We start from the raw sequence: 19,140 nt of genomic DNA on the forward strand, positions 1-19,140 counted from the left end.
CTGTTTCTGGCATAACAAGGACTGAAACGCGCAGATGGCTCTCTCGCTCGCCGACAAACTCGTGGTGGCAATCTCCTCGCGCGCGCTGTTCGACTTCGAAGAAGAGAACCGTGTGTACGAAGAAGGCGACCTGCACACCTACGAAGCGTTGCAACGCGACCGGCTCACCGTGCCCGCCAAACCAGGCGTTGCGTTTGCGCTGATCCGCAAGCTGCTCGCGCTTAACGCCGGCGGGCATCGCGTCGAAGTGGTGATCCTGTCACGCAGCGATCCGATCAGCGGATTGCGCGCGTTTCATTCGTGCCGCGAACACGGGCTCGCGATCGAGCGCGGCGTCTTCACGCGTGGACGCGCGCCTTTCGGCTATCTGAAGCCGCTGAACGCATCGCTGTTTCTGTCCGCGAATCAGCAGGACGTGCGCGACGCGCTGGCCGCCGGATTTCCGGCTGCACGCGTGTTGCCCGAATCGGCGAAAATGGCGAGCAAGTATCCCGACGAAATCCGCATTGCGTTCGACGGCGACGCCGTGCTGTTTTCCGACGAAGCGGAACGCGTGTTCCAGAAAGACGGCCTGCGCGCCTTCGTCGGCCACGAGATTCACAACAAGGACTTGCCGCTCGCGGACGGTCCGTTGAAGCCGTTGCTCGAAGCGCTGCACCGGCTGCAAAAACTCGCGGATGAAGCCGCACCGATGCATATTCGTACGGCATTGGTGACGGCGCGCTCGGCGCCCGCGCACGAACGCGCGATCCGCACCCTGATGGCGTGGAACATCGAAATCGACGAAGCGATGTTCCTCGGCGGCCTCGACAAGAGCGCATTCCTGCGCGAGTTCGAGCCGGACTTTTTCTTCGACGACCAAATTGGCCACTGCGAATCGGCCCGCGTCGTGACGGCGACCGGACACGTGCTAAGTGGCATCGTGAATGCATCATGACACCCGAACAATCTCCGCTGGGTAAGGCCTCCACTTACACCGAACAATACGACGCATCGCTGCTGTTTCCGATCGCGCGAAAAAACGCGCGCGAGGCGATCGGCATTGGCGCGCAGTTGCCGTTTTTCGGCACGGACATCTGGAATGCTTACGAGCTGTCCTGGCTGAACGCACGCGGCAAACCGCAGATCGCGGTGGCGACCTTCTTCGTGCCGGCCGACTCGCCCAATATCGTCGAGTCGAAGTCATTCAAGCTGTATCTGGGCTCGTTCGCGCAGACGGCGTTCGAGTCGATGAACGTGGTGCGCGACACGATCCGGCGCGACGTCTCCGCTTCCTGCGGCGCGACGGTGTCGGTTCATCTGGCCGCGCCGTATGAATTCGGCAAGCTGCAGATGGAAGAATTCGAAGGCTTGTCGCTGGATCGGCTGGATCTGGATACCGACGTTTATCACCCGGACGCGTCGCTGCTGAGCGCGGCGCACGATGAAGCGCCGGTCGAGGAAACGCTGTTTTCCAACCTGTTGAAGTCGAACTGTCCCGTGACCGGTCAGCCCGATTGGGGCAGCGTGCAGATTCACTACGTCGGCCCGCAGATCGATCATGCGGGCTTGCTGCGCTACATCATCTCGTACCGCAATCACACCGGCTTTCACGAGCAGTGCGTCGAGCGGATTTTTATCGACGTGCTGAAGGCCTGCAAGCCGGTCAAGCTCGCGGTGTATGCACGCTATACGCGGCGCGGCGGGCTGGACATCAACCCGTTCCGCACCAACTACAACCTGCCGATGCCGGACAACGTGCGCCTCGCCCGGCAGTAACAACGACGCGTTTCGCCGCAGGTTCAGTCAACCGCGGCGAACGCAACGCCTCAAGCCGTCGGCTTCTTATACGCGACGCAATCCACTTCCACCTTGCAGTCGATCACCATCGACGACACCACGCAGGCGCGCGCCGGCGGATTCTCGCCGAAGTATTCGCGGAACACCTTGTTGAACGACGCGAAGTCACGCGGATCGTCGAGCCACACACCGCAGCGGACCACATGCTCCGCGCCGTAGCCCGCTTCCTTCAGAATGGCGAACACGTTCTGAATCGCCTTGTGCGATTGCTCGACGATGCCGCCATTGATCACTTCGCCGTTTTCCATCGGCGTTTGACCGGACACGAAGAGCCAGCCGTCCGCTTCGACCGCACGCGAAAACGGCATATGCTGACCGCCCGTTCCCTTTCCGCCTTCAACGCCATAACGCTTCATCATCACACTCCTTAAAAAGTCCGGCACGCGCCCGGCACCAGCGCCGCGCGCACCGCCATCAATCGAACAAAAATAGTTAGAACGCGCCGTGCGCGTCACCCTTCGACGGCGCGCCGCGCGCCACGAAGTGACCGGCCCGCTCGCCCGTCACCGCGCCATCGCGATACGACAGCACGCCGTTCACCCAGACCGCGTCGATCCCGTCGGCCGCCTGCTGCGGCTTGTCGAACGTTGCCGCGTCGCGCACCTTGTCCGGGCTGAACAACACCAGGTCGGCGTGATAGCCGATTTGCACTTCGCCACGCTGCGCCAGACCAAAACGACGCGCCGACAGACTGGTCATCTTGCGCACAGCCTCTTCGAGCGGCAGCAGACCGGCGTCGCGCGCGTAATGGCCAAGCACGCGCGGAAACGCACCCCACAAGCGCGGATGCGGCAGCGGGTCGTTCGGCAAACCGTCCGAGCCGACCATCGTCGCCGGATGCGAGAGGATGCGCCGCACGTCGTCTTCGGACATGTTGTGATACACCGCGCCCGCCGGTTGCAAACGCTTGCCCGCCTCCTGCTGCGTGACGCCCCACTCCGCCGCGATCTCCTTGACGAGCTTGCCCGCCATCTCGGGATGCGGCTCGGACCACGTGATCGTGATATCGATGTCGCCCGTCACCTGCTTCAGATCGAGCGTCGACGAGCTACGGTTGTACGGATAGCAATCGCAACCGATCGGCTGCATGCGCCGCGCGCCTTCGAGCGACTTCAGCACCTCTTCGCTGCGCCCCCAGTTCGACGGCCCCGCGCACTTCAGATGCGAGATCACGACCGGCACATGCGCGTGACGGCCGACGCGGTACGCCTCGTCCATCGCGTCAAGAATCGCGTCGAATTCGGTGCGCATGTGTGTGGTGTACAGTGCGCCCGCGGCGGCGAGCGGTTCGGCCAACGCCATCACTTCTTCGGTCGGCGCGGCGAACGCCGAACCGTACGCAAGCCCCGAACTCAAACCCAGCGCGCCATTGGCCAGCGCCTCTTCGAGTTGCGCGCGCATGCCGTCGATTTCCTGCGGCGTGGCCGCGCGATCGAGCCGGTCCATCTGATTGCTGCGCAATGCCGTGTGGCCGATCAACGCGCCGACGTTCACCGCCGGACGCGCGGCGTTCACCGCCTTCACGTACTCGGCGAAAGTCGGATACTTGAACGCGTCGCGCTCGCCGAGCAGGTTCATCGGATCGGGCGGATCGCCCTTCAGTGCCACCGGCGACGCGCTGATCCCGCAATTGCCGACGATCACCGTCGTCACGCCTTGCGTAATCTTCGGCAGCATTTGCGGCGACTGGATCACGTGCGTGTCGTCGTGCGTGTGGACGTCGATGAAGCCCGGCGCCAGCGCGCGGCCTTCCGCCTCGACCACTTCTTCGGCAAGCCAGTTCGACAGATTGCCGATCGCGACGATGCGGCCGTCGCGGACCGCCACGTCGCGTTCGACAGGCGGTGCGCCCGTGCCGTCATACAGTTGCGCGCCGACGATCAGCGTATCGGCGGCTTCGGGATGCGAGTGCATGGATCAGTCTCCTAACGGTTGTCGATCGCCGCCGCCGCGATGCGCGTCGAGCGCGTGCTTCATGCGGCGCAGCAATTCGCGGCTCTCGTCACCCTGACTGACGGCAAGTTCGGTGACGAGCACATCGAGCGCCATCATCATCGCGTAGCGCGACGACGACGGCTTGTAAATGAAATCGGTTTCGAATGCGACGATCGGGATCACCCAGTCCGCGAGCTTCGCCAGCGGCGAGGTGGGCGCGGTCAGCGCGATCACGGTCGCGCCGTAGCTGCGCGCGATCTTGCAGTTCTCGATCATCTCCGGCACGCGTCCGGTGGTGGACAACGCGATCACCACACATTCGCGCGACACGGTGCTCGCCACCATGCGCTGCAACAAGCCGTCCTGATAGGTCGCGACCGGGCGGCCGAGACGCACGAGCCGAAAGCGCATCTCGTCGGCGAGCGCGGTCGAGCCGCCACCCATGCCGAACACGTAGATCATGCGCGCCGCGCGCAAGGCGCTGGCCGCTTCATCGAGCGGCGCATTACGCAACAGTTGATGGTTATGGGCCAGCGCGGTTTGCAGTTCGTCGAATACGCGGGTCGCGATCGGCTCGGGTACGTCCGTTGCGCCGCCCGGCTGCAGGAAACGCTGCCCGACCGCCGCCGCCTGCGCGAGCCGCAGCTTCAGTTCGCGCACGTCGCGGCAACCGACCGCCTTGGCGAAACGCGTGACGGTCGCGACGCTCACCTCCGCCTGCTGCGCGAGCGCGCCGATGCTGGCGCGCGAGGCGCCCGTCAGATCGTCGAGGATCAGCGCGGCGACCTTGCGTTCGGCCGAGCGCAGGTCCGGCGCACATTCGGCGATGCGCGCGACGATGTCGAAAGCCAGCGGTTCGGCGGTTGAGTTCATGGCGGACTGGGGGAGATCGCGCGAAGGCTTGCAATATGCCTTCGGAACGCCGTGGTACTAAATAACATTTCTCCTCCCATCGTACTTTCGGTAACATGGTAAAGTCAAATTTGATTCAATTTAACTGGACGATGGAGCAAGGAGACATGAAAGTTACAAACTATCAGGGCGCAACGATTGATCCTTATAGCAAGGGCTTGGGCATGGTTCCGGGCACCAGCATCCAGCTCACGGATGCCCCGCGCCTCGAATGGAACCTGCTCAACGAGGACGTGAGCCTGCCGGCGGCCGTGCTGTACGCGGATCGCGTTGAGCACAACCTCAAGTGGATGCAGGCGTTCGTCGCGCAGTACGGTGTGAAGCTCGCGCCGCACGGTAAGACCACGATGGCCCCGCAGTTGTTTCGCCGCCAGCTCGAAACCGGCGCGTGGGGCATCACGCTCGCCACCGCGCATCAGGTGCGCGCGGCGTATCACGGCGGCGTCTCGCGCATCCTGATGGCCAATCAGCTGGTGGGCCGCCACAACATGATGATGGTCGCCGAGCTGCTGAGCGACCCGGACTTCGAATTCTTCTGTCTCGTCGACTCCGTCGAAGGCGTCGAGCAATTGGGCGAGTTCTTCACGTCGGTGAAGAAGCCGTTGCAAGTGCTGCTCGAACTCGGCGTGCCGGGCGGCCGCACGGGCGTGCGCGACGAAGCGCAGCGCAACGCGGTGCTCGCCGCGATCGCCCGCTATCCGGATGTGCTGAAGCTCGCCGGTGTCGAGTTGTATGAAGGCGTGCTGAAGGAAGAGCACGAGGTGCGCGAGTTCCTGCAAAGCGCGGTCGCGGTCACACGTGCGCTCGTCGAAGAGGGGCGTTTCGCGCGCACGCCGGCGGTGCTGTCGGGTGCGGGTTCCGCGTGGTACGACGTGGTGGCGGAAGAATTCGTGAAGGCGTCGGAGACCGGCAAGGTCGAAGTCGTGCTGCGTCCCGGCTGCTATCTGACGCACGACGTCGGCGTCTATCGCAAGGCGCAGACGGATATCTTCGCGCGCAATCCGGTCGCGAAGAAAATGGGCGAAGGCCTGCTGCCGGCGCTGCAATTGTGGGCGTACGTGCAGTCGATTCCGGAGCCCGATCGCGCGATCATCGGCCTCGGCAAGCGCGACTCCGCGTTCGACGCGGGCATGCCGGAACCGGCGCGTCACTATCGTCCGGGGAATGTTGCGCCGCGCGATATCGCGGCGAGCGAAGGCTGGGAAATTTTCGGCCTGATGGATCAGCACGCGTATCTGCGGATTCCCGCCGGCGCCGATCTGAAAGTGGGCGACATGATCGCGTTCGACATCTCGCACCCGTGTCTGACGTTCGATAAGTGGCGTCAGGTGCTGGTGGTCGATCCGGCGTATCGCGTGACGGAAGTGATCGAAACGTTCTTCTGATGTGGCCGTGAGTGGCGCGCGCCTTGCGGTGACAAGGCGCGCCGCTTGCGGTGGTTTTGATCATTAGTGGCTTGGACAACGCAAGGCAAATGCATTCCAGCGGCGTCCGTAGGCCACCCACGCGACGAACGCGGTAGTGAATCAGGGCTGCCGCAACGCCCCACTGTGTGCCGCTTCACCTGCCTGTCCTACCTCAGCACCAACTGCACTCGCCGCGGCTGCAACTTCACCGATCCGCGCTTCAAGCATCTTCAGCGCGCCCGACAGCGCCCCCAGCGCATCGTCTGGCAGCGCGGCCATCGTGTCGTGCAAAAACGCGTTGCGACGCGGCAAGCTCGCTTCGGTCGCCGACTGCCCCGCCTCCGTCAGCCGCACATTGGTGACGCGGTTGTCGCGCGCATCCATGCTGCGCGCAATCCAGCCCAATCCTTCCAGCGTTTTCAGCTGCCGCGTGAGCGCGCCCGGATCGACCCGCAGGCGTTCGACCAGCCGTTTCTGCGACGATTCGCCCGCTTGCTCGTGCAACGCGAGCAGAATGCGCCAGCGCGGCAGCGGATGGCCGACCTGCGCCTCGAACGCGGACATGAACGCCCGATAAGTGCGGCCAAATTGCTGCATGACGGCGACGCGGTCCTGTTCTTCCATGATCTGTTCAGTCAAACGGTAAGTCTAAAAATCAGTCCGCGTGGATCACGGGCTCGAGCTTGCGCTGGAGCTTGATCGGCGGCACGCGGCGGCTTTGCCACACGGACACCACGGCGATGATCGCCGCCATTGCGAGGCCCAGATGAATCGCCCCGACGAGCGCCTCGCGCGCGCTTTCGAGCAGCATCGCGCCGTTGTGGCCCGCATGCGTCAGCTGCTCGACCAGGGTGGTCTGTGCTTCCCGGTTGATCAGGATTTGCGGATCGCCGAGATCGGCGAACCAGTGCGATGCGTTCGCGCTGTCGAGCGCGCTGCGCACGCCGCTCGCGTACAGGTGGCTGACCAGCGTGCCGGTCAGCGCCGTGCCGATCATCCCGCCGATCATCCGCAGCGACTGCAGCAGCGCCGTCGCGATGCCGAGATGTTCGCGGCCCGCCGTCTGCTGCGCGAAGATCGTCAGGTTCGGCATGACGAAACCGAGCCCGAGGCCGCCGACCACCATGAACGACATCAGCACCCATTGCTGCATGGACCGCGTCGCGACGACAATGCCAAGGCACGACAACGCCACCAGCGAAAAGCCGATGTACAGCATCAGATTCGGATTGCTCACGCGCGACACGATGCGCCCGTTGGCAATGCTGCCGATCGTGATGAACACCACCAGCGGCGTAATGACGAGCCCCGCTTCTTTCGGCGACATGCCGAAGCCGCCCTGAAACAGCAGCGGCGCGTAGAACAGCAACGAGAACATCGTGAAGCCGCCGAGCACCGCGAGCGTGAAGAGCGCGGCAAGACTGCGGTTGCGGAACATGTCGACCGGCAGGATCGCCGTCGGGCAGCGTTTTTCCCACTGCCAGAGCGCGTAGGCCGAGGCGATGCTCAGCGCGAGCAGCGCGAACGCGCTCAGCGTCACGCCGTGTTTCGGCAGCAACTCGACGAACAACTGCAGCGAGCCGAGCGCCACCGCGATCAGCACCGCACCGGGCCAGTCGAGCCGCATCTTGCCCTCGTGCTCGACGTGCCGCAGATGCGGCAGGAAGCGCCAGACGAAAAACAGCGACAACAGCCCGACTGGCAGATTCACGTAGAACACCGAACGCCAGCCGTAGTACTGCGTGAGAAAGCCACCGAGCGACGGCCCCACCGCGTTCGCAATGCCGAACGCCGAACTCATCAGCACCTGCCAGCGCAGGCGCACGACCGAGTCGGGAAAGAGATCGGGAATGCAGGCGAATGCGGTGCCGACCAGCATCCCGCCGCCGATGCCCTGCAAGCCGCGCGCGAGCACGAGGAACAGCATGTTGTTAGCCGCGCCGCACAGCACCGACGCCGCGGTGAACACGACGATCGACGCGATCACGAATGGCTTGCGCCCGTAGTAATCGCCGAGACGGCCGAAAATCGGCACCGTGATCACCGAGGTGAGCAGATACGACGTGGCGACCCACGCGTACAGCTCGAAGCCTCTCAGTTCTGAGACGATGGTGGGCAGCGCGGTGCCCACCACGGTCTGGTCGAGCGCGACCAGCATCGTGACGAACGAGATGCCGAGCATCGCCAGCAAGGATTCACGGAAGGGTAAAACTTGCCCACTCGAGTGGTGGGCCGCGGTATGGACAGCCATTTTTTAGCGGAGCTTTTGATAGCGCAACAGTTGACTCGTCAAACGATTGGGAATCATACCACGGTGTGGCGCTCTAAGCGGGACGTGCCCGCGCGGTTCGACGCGCCGGCAATCGATCGATAAATGCACATGACATGACGCCAGGGAGGCCCATGCAGCCGAGTTCGCTCGCAACACCATCCTTATCGGAGCAGGATCTGACCGCGCTGCGGCGCGCGAAACATCAACTCGAAAGCCCCGCGCTGGCGATGAAGCTCGCGAGCGTCGTTGGCGCGCCGATCGAAAAGCTGTTGGCGCGGCTTCCGGCATTCGCCAACGCCAAGGTTACCGACGCGACCGAGTTGGCGCTACGCAAGTGCCTGTCGATCGCGCTGCGCACGCTGAACCGGCGCGACGCCACGTCCCTGATCGCGCCGGACAAGCCGAGCAACCTGCTGCACAAGTTCGCGGTGGCCACGACCGGCGCGGCCGGCGGCGCCTTCGGACTGTTCGCGCTGCCGGTCGAGTTGCCGGTCACGACCACGCTGATGTTCCGCTCGATCTGCGACATCGCGCGCAGCGAGGGCGAGGATCTGTCGTCGATCGACACGCAGCTGCAGTGTCTGACCGTGCTCGGCATGGGCGGCACGTCGAGCGAAGACGACGACGCCGAGTACGGCTATTTCTTCATGCGCGGCGCGCTCGCGCAGGCGGTATCGAAGGCGTCGTCGGAGATCGCGACCAAGGGCTTCACCTCGCATGGTTCGGCGGCATTGCTGCGGCTGGTGCATGCGATCGCCGCGCGCTTCTCGGTGCAGGTGAGCGAACAGATCGCCGCCAAATCGATTCCGGCGATCGGCGCGGTGCTTGGGGCGATGGTCAATACCGTCTTTATCGACCATTTCCAGCAGGTCGCGCACGGCCATTTCACCGTGCGTCGGCTGGAACGGCAGTACGGTCAGGACACGATCGAAGCCGTGTATCAGACTCTCGACGTCGCACTCGACGGTTGAGCGGCCCCTTGTTCCCCGTTCGCGGCGCGGCTCGTCGCGCGCCGCACGAAAGCGGCCGCATGATCGAGCGCGCGATTCGCTTCCGGAATGAACGGCGCGAACAGCGGCCAGACGTGCGGCATCTTCTTCCACACCTCGAACTCGCAGTCGACGCCCGCCGCACGCGCGTTGTCGGCGACGCGTTGCGAGTCGTCGAGCAACACTTCGGTGCTGCCCGCCATGATGAAAAGCGGCGGCAAGCGGTGCAGATCGGCATAAACCGGCGACGCATACGGATCGGTGGCCGGTGTATCACCGAGATAGACCTTCGCGGCACGCGCGATCGCGGCGCCGCAGAACATCGGATCGACGCTGTCGTTACCGCGGATGCTGGCGCCGGCCGCCGCCAGATCGGTCCACGGTGAAAACAGCAGGCCGCCTGCGGGCAGTGGATCACCGGCGTCGCGCAGCGCCACCAGCGTGGCGAGCGCGAGGCCGCCGCCGGCTGAATCGCCCGCGATCACGATCGACTCCGGCGCGATGCCCATGGCGAGCAACTGTCGATATGCCGCGCTCGCATCGTCGAGCGCGGCCGGGTAGCGATGCTCGGGCGCAAGACGGTAGTCGAGGGAAAAGACCCGCGTATCGGCACGCGTCGCCAGTCCGAACACGAGCGAGCGATGTGTACGTGGGGAGCAGAAGTAGTAGCCGCCGCCGTGGCAGTACAGCACGGTCGGCGGTGCGTGGACGGCCGGCGCCTGAGCGGCGCGCTCCAGCCACTCGCCGCGCAGCGGCGCATCGTGCGTGCGGTACGTTTCGCGCAGACGCCAGTCGCGCGGCACGCGCGGCGACCAGACACGCTTTGCGGTCAGCGCACGCGCTTTCGCGACATCGATGCGAGGCGCGAAGGTTTCCGGTCGAAACTGCCTGCGCAGATACCAGCATGCGAGTGCGCTTTGCCAACTCATCAGGACACACTCCTTCGATAATGTCCCGTCATGGTACGTGCGTTCGCGGCCGCGCCTGTGGACGGCGGCTTCTAATCGGATAACCGGTGGCCCACCTTGGGGGTCAGGTGAGCGTCTTCTAGTTCGCCGGCAACACCTGCCCGCGAATCTCGCCCGTCGGGTTCTGCGCGGTATGCACGTTGAAGTACCACTGTCCGGCCATCAGGTCGGTGACCTGTTGCTCGGTGAGCGCCGCCGATCCTTTGATCGGGCTCGCGAGCGCACCCTTGTCGATCGGCACCTGGACCTTCGCGTTCTGCCCGACCGGCGCCGGTCCGTGGAAATGCGCGGCGGTGGGCGCGCCGCTCAAGCCTTCATAGGTGACGGTCCATTGCAGGGATTGCGTCTTCGTATCGAAGGTCGCGTTCAGCATGCCGTGCCCATGACTCACGCGAGGCGGCACTTCGCTCGACGGCTCGAGGTCCGCCTTCAGTGCCACCGTATCCGCGAACGCGGCCCCCGACGCCAGCGCCCACACCACCACGGCCAGATTCAATTTTCGCAGCGAAATCATGGTCTTCTCCGGACTTTGATGCGCCGCCGCACCGAGAGTTCGGCCACGCGCGGAGCCACCACATACTAGTGCAAATTCCTCGGATATGTTGGCGTGGCGAGCGTGTTCGAATCGATGGCGACATTGCCGCTCTATCGCGGCGCGGGCTGGATCTGTAGTTATCCGAACCTGTTTGTCGCGTTCGTCATGCGTGACTGCGTTCGCCATGGCGAACTCGCAGCACGCACCCTCAACCCATTTCGAGCCCCTGTTTAGATCAATTTAACAATTGAGCCGCTTGTCTTCGCCGGTGCTTTACTCGAATTATCTGAACAATTATTTGCGAATTTTGTAATGAATCAATCGCGGCATCCCGGTTATGCTTCCGCCTGCGAGAAGTGACTCCTTCATCGAGGGAAGTCTCCAAACCTTTAACGCGGCCTCGGCCGCGTTTTTTTTCGTTCGCTTTTTGCCTGGTTATCGCGTACTCGCCTGCATTTTTTGCATTCGCCTGCACTCACCGGCATTCGTTGAGCCCCTACGCGAGCAAAGCCGCCTGCTGCTCGATACCGTCGAGCATCGCATTGCATTTGTCGATCAGTGCCCGACCTTCGTCGCGCAATCGCTCCGGTGACTTGAGGGCAATGTCGCGGCGATAGTCGTCGAGCGCGTTGAGCAGCGGCGGATATTGCAGCACGCCCGCGGCCCCTTCCACCCGATGCAGCCATTCGCGCACACCCGCAATCTCCACGCGTTCGAGCAGCGGCGACAACGACTGCATGTCTTCACGCACCGCTGAAACGAACGCGTCGAGCAATGCCTTGACGGTCGACGAGCTGCCCCACAGTTGCGTCATGTGCGTGAGATCGACCGGAACGAACGGCTCCTCGCCACCCTGCGCGAGCGGCCCGGCGACCTCCGGCTCGCTCTGCGTTTCCGCGGGCGCGGTCTGCCACGCACTGTCGATGCCGAACCAGCGGCTCAGATAGTCGCGCAACGTGGCGAGCCGGGTCGGCTTCACGAGACTATCGTCCATGCCGGCATCGCGGCATAAATTCAGATCGTCGGGCGCGGTGTTCGCCGTGATGCCGAGAATCGGCAGACGCTGCGTGCAGCCCCGCTCGTTCTCCCGGATGTGTCGCGTGAGTTCGTAGCCGGACAGATTCGGCATATGACAATCCGTGATCAGACAGCCATAGTTCGTGCGCTCCAGCGCGGCCAGCGCTTGCGCGCCGTCGTTCGCGACGTCGCACGCGAAACCGAGCAAAGCCAGTTGATGACGAATCAGTTCCTGGTTGACCGGATGATCTTCCGCGACAAGGATCAACCGCCCGCTCGCGATGGCGCGCTCACGGTCCGGCGGCGTCATGACGCCTTCGGCCGTGCGCGGCAGGCCTGCCGCAGGCCGCGCCATCGAAGGCAGTCCGGTCATCGCGGCGGCGCACGCCGCGCCAAGACCGCGCCACGAAATGGGGTTGACGCTCACGCGCACGGTATTGTCGAGAATGCGATACCCCGTCGGCTTCGGCTTCTCCGTCAGGATGATGACCTGTGTATCCGGGCCGAGGCATGCGGGCAACTGCACGTCCTCGCTCACGAACAGCAAATCCACGTTGGCCAGCGTGGCGCGGTCACGCAGTGCGCTGGCGTGCGGCGCGACGCTGCGCAACTTGAGCCCGAGCGCCTTGCCGAAATGCATCAGCGCATGGCCGACCCGCCTGTCACCGGTCGCGACAATCCCGTGTTTGCCCCGCAGGCGGCTCACGGAATAGCGCTGCGCCACGACTGGCATCGTGACCCGCACGATCATGCAGGTGCCGTGACCCGGCACGCTCCGCAACGCGAGCGTGCCGCCCATCAGGTCGATCAGCTTGCGGCAGATCGTCAGCCCGAGGCCGGTGCCGCCGAAGCGCCGCGTGGTGGACGACTCTGCCTGCACGAACGGCTCGAACAGACTGGCCTGCACGTCCGGCGCGATGCCGATGCCGGTGTCCTCCACACTCATTTCGAGCGTCTGCGCGGCTCCGTTCTGCTCGACGACCAACACGTCGACGTCGACCTCGCCCTGCGGCGTGAATTTGATCGCATTGCCGAGCAGGTTGAACAGAATCTGCCGCAATCGCACACTGTCGCCGCGCAGTGTGGCGGCGACGTCCGATGCAATGTTCACGCGCACTTTCAACCCCTTCTCGTGCGCGCGGCCCGCGAGCAGTCCGACGGCATTGTCGACCAGCTCACGCAGGTCGATCGGCTCCGCTTCGAGCGTCAGCCGGCCCGCTTCGATCTTCGAATAGTCGAGCAGGTCGTCGAGAATCTGCAGCAGCGCGCCCGCCGACTCGTGGATCATGCTCAGCATCTCCCCTTGATCCGTATTGAGCGGCGTGCGCTCCAGCACTTCGACCAGCCCCAGCACGCCGTTCATCGGCGTGCGGATTTCATGGCTCATCATCGCGAAGAAATCGTCTTTCGCGCGCGAAGCCGCCTCGGCCATGTCGCGCGCGCGAGCGAGTTCCTCGGAGCGGGCACGCTCCACGCTCGCGTCCACCCAGAAGCCGCTCCACACGACGCTGCCATCCGCTTCACGGCGCGGCACCAGCTCGGCGCGCACCCACTTGGGCTGCTGCCCGCCGCGCAGGCGAAACTCCATGTGTACCGGCGTTTCGCTGCGCGCCGAGCGCTCCAGTTCAGCCTGCACGAACTCCCGGTCTTCTTCCGCTACACGATCGAAGTCCACCTGAGCGCGATGACTCAGCGACACGCCGTTGTCGCCCAACAGGTGCCGCGTGTCGCCGCCGATATACGGAAACGAGTACGCGCCGCCCGCGGTGCGGCGCAACTGAAACACCACGGCCGGCAATGAACGCGTCACGTCGAAGAGGCGCCGCTCGGTGTCGTGCGCGAGCATTTCGGCGCGCCGGATAGTGGTGATGTCGACCATCGCGCCGACGAGGCAAACGGGTTGTCCATCGCTGCCGTGGCACACGCTGTTCCAGAACAGCCCATGCCGCACATCGCCCGTGCTGCTGCAGAACTGCAATTCCACTTCGGCAATGCCGCCGCTCTTCAGCACCTCGCGCGTCATGCCGTCGAGAATGCGGCTGTTCGCATCGCCCCATGTCCGCACATCGATCGTCGTGCGTCCGAGCACTGCCTCGCGGCTGATGCCGCACGCCTTCTCATAGGCCCGGTTGACCGCGATGTAGCGCCCCGCCAGATCTTTGGCGACCAGCGCATAGGGGACCGTCTGCATCATGGATTCCTGGAAATTCAGTTGCAGCGCGAGCGCGCGCTCGGTCCGCTTGCGCAGTCTGACTTCCCGTTGCAGCAGCAGATAGGCGCGCAACGTGACCACCAGTACGACGCCGACGCCGATCAGCACCGGCAGCAGACGCACCGCGCTCACGCTCCATAGGCCGGTGTCCGGAATCACGCCGCTCACCCAGCGTTGCCGGATGCGCTGCTCCTCCGCCGCCGGCATGGCCAGCAGCGCGCGATCGATCAGCCCGGCGAGCGGCTTCAGGTCCGAGCGCACCGCGATGTAGAGCGAGTCGGATTCGCCGAGCGCGCCGAGAATCTTGAGAGCGCCGCCATAGCGACGCTTCAGGCGGCTATCGACGGCGGCCAGGTTGCCGACCGTCAAGTCCGCTTCGCCGGCTGCGACCATTCGCAATGCGTCGTCCGTGCTGGGCGCGACGACGATGTGATCGGGCGCAGCGGCTTCGAACGCATGCGGGACCGAACTGGCAACACGAGCCGGGATGACGATACGGCGCGACATGAAATCTTCGAACGCGCGCGCCGGTTCGCCGGCGCGGCCGACGGCCACCATCGGGTAGCTCGCGTAGGCGCGAGTATGGGCGACGTTATTCAGTGTTGGCCCGTTGCTGGACGCCATGGGCAGAATCGCCAGTTCGCCGCGCTGGAACGCCTCGACGTTGGCCGACCAGTCGGACAGCCGGGTGCGGTTGAAGACGACGCCGAGAGCGCGGCTCAGGTATGCCAGATAGTCGGCTGTCATGCCGGCAGGGCGGCCCGATTCGTCGATGAAGCTGAACGGCGGGCAGTTGCTGTCGAAGCCGATCTGCAATGGCGGCAACGACCGAAGCCACGCTTTCTCTTCCGAGGTCAGCACGAACTGACGCGCGGCGGCGGCCGGCTGCGCGTTGAAGTTACCGGACAGCCAGCGCATGCGAATCGCCGCTGCGTCTGCTGGGCTCATCGACGCGAGTGCGCGATCGAGCTGATCGCGCAGCGCGACCTGATTGCGGGGCACGCCAAAGCGCAGGTCGGAGATTTTGCCGCTCTCGTCGAACGCGACATGCAGATCGCGGAATGGCTCGGTCGCCAACTCGAACTGGACGACCGTGGTCAGGCCGAAATAGGCGTCTGCGTCGCCGCGGGCCACCGCGGAGAGCGCGGCGTGCGTAGTGGCGAACGCGTGGACTTCAGCGCGCGGAAAACCCTCACGGATCGGACGCTCGAGCGCGAAACCCCGCTCTATCGCGATGCGCGCGCCGGCCAGTTCGCCACGGCTCGCATACCGCTCGCTGTCGCGCCGCACCACCGCCGAGATCGACGAGCGGAAATACGGCGCCGTGAAATCGAGGCACTGTTCGCGCTCGGGCACGCGGGCGACGCTCATCAACAGATCGACATTGCCCGCGCAGGCGGCGGCCAGCAACTGCGGCATGTCGGGATACGCTTTCGCTTCGATAATGACGTTCGGCCCCACCAGCGCGCGCAGATAGTCGCCGCTGATGCCGGTGAGGCGGCCGTCCTGCAGCATGTCGAACGGCGGCCAACCGCCCGCGAGCACGCCGACGGTCAGCCTGGCCGGGAACGTGCGCGCGGCCGGATAGCGCGCGTGGCTGCCGAACGGCTCGGCGACGGACCTCATCACGCCCATCGACAGGCAGACGGCGAGCAGCCACAGCGGCAGGTGCCGCACTGCGCGCCTCATCGCAATGCGCTCGACGAGACCGACGATGAACGGACCACGTGGCACGAGGCCGTGTTCACGCGGCGTCGCCCGGACCGTCGGCCAGCGCGGCCGCGGATGGATCGGCGTCGCCATTCAGAAACGAGAACAGCACGCCGGCCGCGATGCCGCCCGACAGCGGCGCGGCCCAGAATACCCAAAGCTGGTCGAGTGCCCAGTTGCCGACGAACAGCGCCTGCGCCGTGGAACGGGCGGGATTGACCGAGCCGTTGGTAACCGGGATCGATACCAGATAAACGAGCGTCAGACATGCGCCGACGATGAGCGGAGCGATCGGCGCCAGGTTCTTTCGGCCGACGATCAGCAGGCACACCATGACGAATGCAAACGAGAGCACGAACTCGATGGCCAGCGCCGAGTGCAGTTGATAGTCGGCAGGAGAATGGGCGCCGAAACCATTCGCAGCGAATTCGCTTGCGCCGGGGTCGAAGCCGGGGCGGCCACTCGCCACATACACGAGGAACGCCGCGGCGGTGATCGCCCCAGCAATCTGCGCGGCAATGTAGGGCAGCAGGTCACGCACAGGAAAACGCTGCGCCACCGTGAAGCCGACGGTGACGGCGGGATTGAAATGCGCCCCTGAAATTCCACCGAACGCGTAGCCGGCCGTGGCAAACGCAAGGCCGAACGCCAGCGACACTTCCAAGCCGCCATATCCTTGCAGGATCACGCTGGTATCCAGCACGGTGCTGCCGCATCCAACGAACACCAGCCACGCCGTTCCCACTCCCTCCACCCACATCCGCTTACCCAGCGTGACCATCCGCCCCTCCCATTTTTTTCCATACGAGGCAGACGCACCGCGTGATTGCACCAGACCTCTACTCTGACTTGTCTTAGGCCCGTCGCTTCCAGGACAACGAAATACGAGTCGCCGTCAGGTAGGTAAGCAATAGCGCCTCAGTCAATTCAGAATTATAGGATTCAGGGATCGCTATACGAATAAGAAAAATCTTAAATCCATTACTCTTTAATCATCAATGTTATTCGTTAAATTAATTTAAAAATTTTATTCAAAAGTCAAACACTGTTAGATCACGCCAATTTGCCTTGCGTAATCGACTAAATCGTCTTCCGTTTCCAATCCGAGTTTGCGCATCCCGCTGCGTTTTTGCGTGCTGATGGTTTTGCCGCTGCGCTGCAGACGTTCAGCGATTTCATGAACCGCGAGGCCTTGCGCATAGAGCTGGAAGACTTCCCATTCCCGCGCGCTCAGCGCACTGGCGCGAGGGTGCGGCGCCCGGTCCGCCGCGTTCAGCGCGACACGCACCTGCTCCGACAGATGAATGCGGCCGGAAACCACGACGGTGATGGCATCGACCAGCGTTTGCGCGGCGTCGCGCTTGTCGATTATTCCGCTCACGCCGATGCTTTGCAGTCCGGACAGCAGGTGACCGTCGCCGATCATCGTCAGTGCGACGACATGCGGATGCGACCGGCGCCGCAACAGTCGGCGCAGAAACGGCACCGCGTTACTGCTTCCGTCGATCCCCGGCATGGCGATGTCCGAGACGACGACGTCGCACGCGCAGGCGTCGAGCAGGACAGCCAGACCACGGGTGTCGGCCGCCTCGCCGACCACCTCGATGTTGGGCCTCGCCTTCAGCAGATATTTGACGCCGACGCGAATGCATTCATGATCGTCGGCCACGATGACGCGGATCTTGTGTGTCATTTTGTTGTTGTCTTTGCCGATTGACGACGCCCGCACGCGCTGTGCTTCCCCGGGCTACGTCAACACTTATGCATGTTCGCCATGCGACCGCACGGCGCGTCACCGGTTTGTCAGTGGCTTATCAGTCACATCTTCCCGGTCTTTCAGCGGCTTTGATTACGCCACTCAGAAATGACGCCGTGTTCGGCGGCGAAGCGAAACAGTTCGGCGTCGCTGCGCAATGAGAGCTTGCGCATCGCCGTGCATTTCTGCGCACTGATCGTCTTGACGCTGCGCCCCAGACGCGCGGCGATTTCACTGACGGCGAACCCCGACGCGTACTGTGTGAACACCTCGAGTTCACGGCGCGACAACGCGCTGCGAACGAGGTCGAGCCTTTGGGCCACCGTTGTATCGGCAATCAGCGTGCGCACCGCCGGTCCGACATAACACTCGCGCGCGAGCGCCGTGACGACCGCCACGTGAATCAGATCGATCCGGTCGCGTTTGCTCACGAGTCCGTCGACTCCGAGCGCGATAACCCTCTGCAGCGCGGCCGCCTCCGTTTCCATGGTGAGGACGATGAGCGCGACATCGGGATACCGCGTTTTGAACTGCTTGACGACATCCAGCCCGGTGCCGTCGAAATTGCCCGGCATGTAGAGGTCCATCAGCACCAGGTCGCATGGACTGCGATCGACTTGCATGAAGAGTTCGGTGGCGTCCGCCGCGCGTCCGACAATCTGCATGTTCGGATAAGTGCGCACCAGATTTTCGATTGCCAGCAGAACCAGTGGATGGTCGTCCGCTATGATGGCTCGAACCGGTATGCTCGCCTCAGCGGCGTCGTTCATCGTCTGCTGCTCCTCGGTATTTTGTATTTTCGCCGCTGTTTGCGACGCAACCGGCTCGATCACGATAATTGAATATTTTTTCGCCGATAAACATAAGAGCGTTCCGAAATAACCTTAGTCAACCGGCAACGATCAATGCTTAAGTGTGCGAATCAATTTCAAGAATGCCGCATGCGTACAGGCGTGAGAAAAGACCGGGGTTGTGGGTGACGCCGAGCTTCGCCATCGCTGCGCGCTTTTGCCGGCTAACCGTACGGCGATGACAACCGAGCGCCTCCGCTATCTCGGCAATAGACTGGCCACTGACCAGCCGCTTGATGATCGCTGTCTCTCGCCATGACAGACGAACTGTCTGCGGCGTTGCGCGCTCGTCGTTCCGCGGGCACGCGAGTACGTCTACGATGGAACGGCCGAGGTAGCGCGCGCCGTTTGCGCTGGCTTCGATCGCTTGCCAGAGTGCGTCCATCGACTCGGCTTTACTGAGCGCGCTCACCGCGTCGTCCGCCACGACCGCGCGCAGAATCGAAGGGTTCGTCAGCGTCGTGATCGCGACGATCCGCAGCTGCGGCCAGTCGCGGCGAAGGCGCCGGATCAGCGCGAGATCGTCTTCGGGAACGCCGTCGGCGTCCGGCATAGAGAGGTCGGTCACGAGCACGTCACAAGGGGTGTGCTGTAGCAGTTCGATCAGCGCCCGAGGCGTGTGCGCCTCGCCGGCGATCGTGACACCGGCGTGCACTGCGAGCATCGCCCGATAGCCGAGCAGCACGAACGGGTGATCGTCTGCCAGAATGATTCGAAGATGCACTGGAATTTAGCCCG

Annotated in this window: 16 protein-coding genes; 4 read left to right on the forward strand and 12 right to left on the reverse strand. The window is 63.9% G+C overall.

What is annotated here, in order from left to right; translation table 11 throughout:
• The first annotated feature begins 34 nt into the window (after positions 1-34).
• Both PQQ53_RS00005 and queF read left to right on the forward strand, forming a co-directional pair.
• Positions 35-937: a 5'-nucleotidase gene (locus PQQ53_RS00005; protein WP_408323041.1), complete on the forward strand. Its 903-nt coding sequence runs from the start codon at positions 35-37 to the stop codon at positions 935-937.
• Positions 934-1,758: an NADPH-dependent 7-cyano-7-deazaguanine reductase QueF gene (queF, locus tag PQQ53_RS00010; protein WP_408145746.1), complete on the forward strand. Its 825-nt coding sequence runs from the start codon at positions 934-936 to the stop codon at positions 1,756-1,758. Before PQQ53_RS00005 ends, queF begins: the two co-directional genes overlap by 4 nt.
• Before the next feature lie 50 nt (positions 1,759-1,808).
• Here queF and PQQ53_RS00015 read toward each other — a convergent pair whose 3' ends face one another.
• From PQQ53_RS00015 to PQQ53_RS00025, 3 genes are all read right to left on the reverse strand, one after another.
• Entirely contained in the window at positions 1,809-2,195 is a 387-nt protein-coding gene (locus PQQ53_RS00015; protein WP_168670017.1) for a RidA family protein, read from the reverse strand.
• Positions 2,196-2,271: 76 nt separating this feature from the next.
• Entirely contained in the window at positions 2,272-3,753 is a 1,482-nt protein-coding gene (locus tag PQQ53_RS00020) for an N-acyl-D-amino-acid deacylase family protein (protein WP_408323042.1), read from the reverse strand.
• A gap of 3 nt (positions 3,754-3,756) precedes the next feature.
• Complete coding sequence (locus PQQ53_RS00025) at positions 3,757-4,647, reverse strand: MurR/RpiR family transcriptional regulator (protein ID WP_408145742.1); 891 nt, start codon at positions 4,645-4,647, stop codon at positions 3,757-3,759.
• A gap of 146 nt (positions 4,648-4,793) precedes the next feature.
• On the opposite strand from PQQ53_RS00025, the gene PQQ53_RS00030 reads away from it, so the two are divergent.
• Positions 4,794-6,071 (forward strand): amino acid deaminase, encoded by a 1,278-nt coding sequence (locus PQQ53_RS00030; RefSeq protein WP_408145740.1) that lies wholly within the window; start codon positions 4,794-4,796, stop codon positions 6,069-6,071.
• Positions 6,072-6,212: 141 nt separating this feature from the next.
• Here the strand turns inward: PQQ53_RS00030 and PQQ53_RS00035 are convergent, their stop codons facing one another.
• Together PQQ53_RS00035 and PQQ53_RS00040 are read right to left on the reverse strand one after the other, a co-directional pair.
• A complete protein-coding gene (locus PQQ53_RS00035; protein WP_408323268.1) occupies positions 6,213-6,716 on the reverse strand; it encodes a MarR family winged helix-turn-helix transcriptional regulator in 504 nt (167 codons plus the stop codon).
• A 31-nt stretch (positions 6,717-6,747) separates the two neighbouring features.
• A complete protein-coding gene (locus tag PQQ53_RS00040; protein ID WP_408145738.1) occupies positions 6,748-8,343 on the reverse strand; it encodes an MDR family MFS transporter in 1,596 nt (531 codons plus the stop codon).
• Positions 8,344-8,495: 152 nt separating this feature from the next.
• On the opposite strand from PQQ53_RS00040, the gene PQQ53_RS00045 reads away from it, so the two are divergent.
• Positions 8,496-9,335, forward strand: a complete 840-nt coding sequence (locus PQQ53_RS00045; protein ID WP_408145736.1) for an EcsC family protein — start codon at positions 8,496-8,498, stop codon at positions 9,333-9,335.
• Here the strand turns inward: PQQ53_RS00045 and PQQ53_RS00050 are convergent.
• The 7 genes from PQQ53_RS00050 to PQQ53_RS00080 form a co-directional block, all read right to left on the reverse strand.
• Positions 9,305-10,282: an alpha/beta hydrolase gene (locus PQQ53_RS00050; protein WP_408323043.1), complete on the reverse strand. Its 978-nt coding sequence runs from the start codon at positions 10,280-10,282 to the stop codon at positions 9,305-9,307. The two genes, PQQ53_RS00045 and PQQ53_RS00050, sit on opposite strands and share 31 nt — an antisense overlap.
• Before the next feature lie 118 nt (positions 10,283-10,400).
• Positions 10,401-10,835 (reverse strand): CHRD domain-containing protein, encoded by a 435-nt coding sequence (locus PQQ53_RS00055; protein WP_408145732.1) that lies wholly within the window; start codon positions 10,833-10,835, stop codon positions 10,401-10,403.
• Between the two features lie 517 nt (positions 10,836-11,352).
• Positions 11,353-15,720 carry an ATP-binding protein gene (locus PQQ53_RS00060; RefSeq protein WP_408323269.1) on the reverse strand — a complete coding sequence of 1,456 codons (4,368 nt, stop codon included), beginning with the start codon at positions 15,718-15,720 and terminating at the stop codon, positions 11,353-11,355.
• Between the two features lie 109 nt (positions 15,721-15,829).
• Positions 15,830-16,576 carry an aquaporin Z gene (aqpZ, locus tag PQQ53_RS00065; protein WP_408145729.1) on the reverse strand — a complete coding sequence of 249 codons (747 nt, stop codon included), beginning with the start codon at positions 16,574-16,576 and terminating at the stop codon, positions 15,830-15,832.
• Between the two features lie 267 nt (positions 16,577-16,843).
• Positions 16,844-17,488: a response regulator gene (locus tag PQQ53_RS00070; RefSeq protein ID WP_408323044.1), complete on the reverse strand. Its 645-nt coding sequence runs from the start codon at positions 17,486-17,488 to the stop codon at positions 16,844-16,846.
• Positions 17,489-17,631: 143 nt separating this feature from the next.
• Positions 17,632-18,321, reverse strand: a complete 690-nt coding sequence (locus PQQ53_RS00075) for a response regulator (protein ID WP_408156050.1) — start codon at positions 18,319-18,321, stop codon at positions 17,632-17,634.
• Positions 18,322-18,460: 139 nt separating this feature from the next.
• Positions 18,461-19,087 carry a response regulator gene (locus tag PQQ53_RS00080; RefSeq protein ID WP_408323045.1) on the reverse strand — a complete coding sequence of 209 codons (627 nt, stop codon included), beginning with the start codon at positions 19,085-19,087 and terminating at the stop codon, positions 18,461-18,463.
• Between the last annotated feature and the right edge of the window lie 53 nt (positions 19,088-19,140).

This window comes from Paraburkholderia strydomiana (assembly GCF_046030495.1).
Classification (GTDB): domain Bacteria; phylum Pseudomonadota; class Gammaproteobacteria; order Burkholderiales; family Burkholderiaceae; genus Paraburkholderia; species Paraburkholderia strydomiana_A.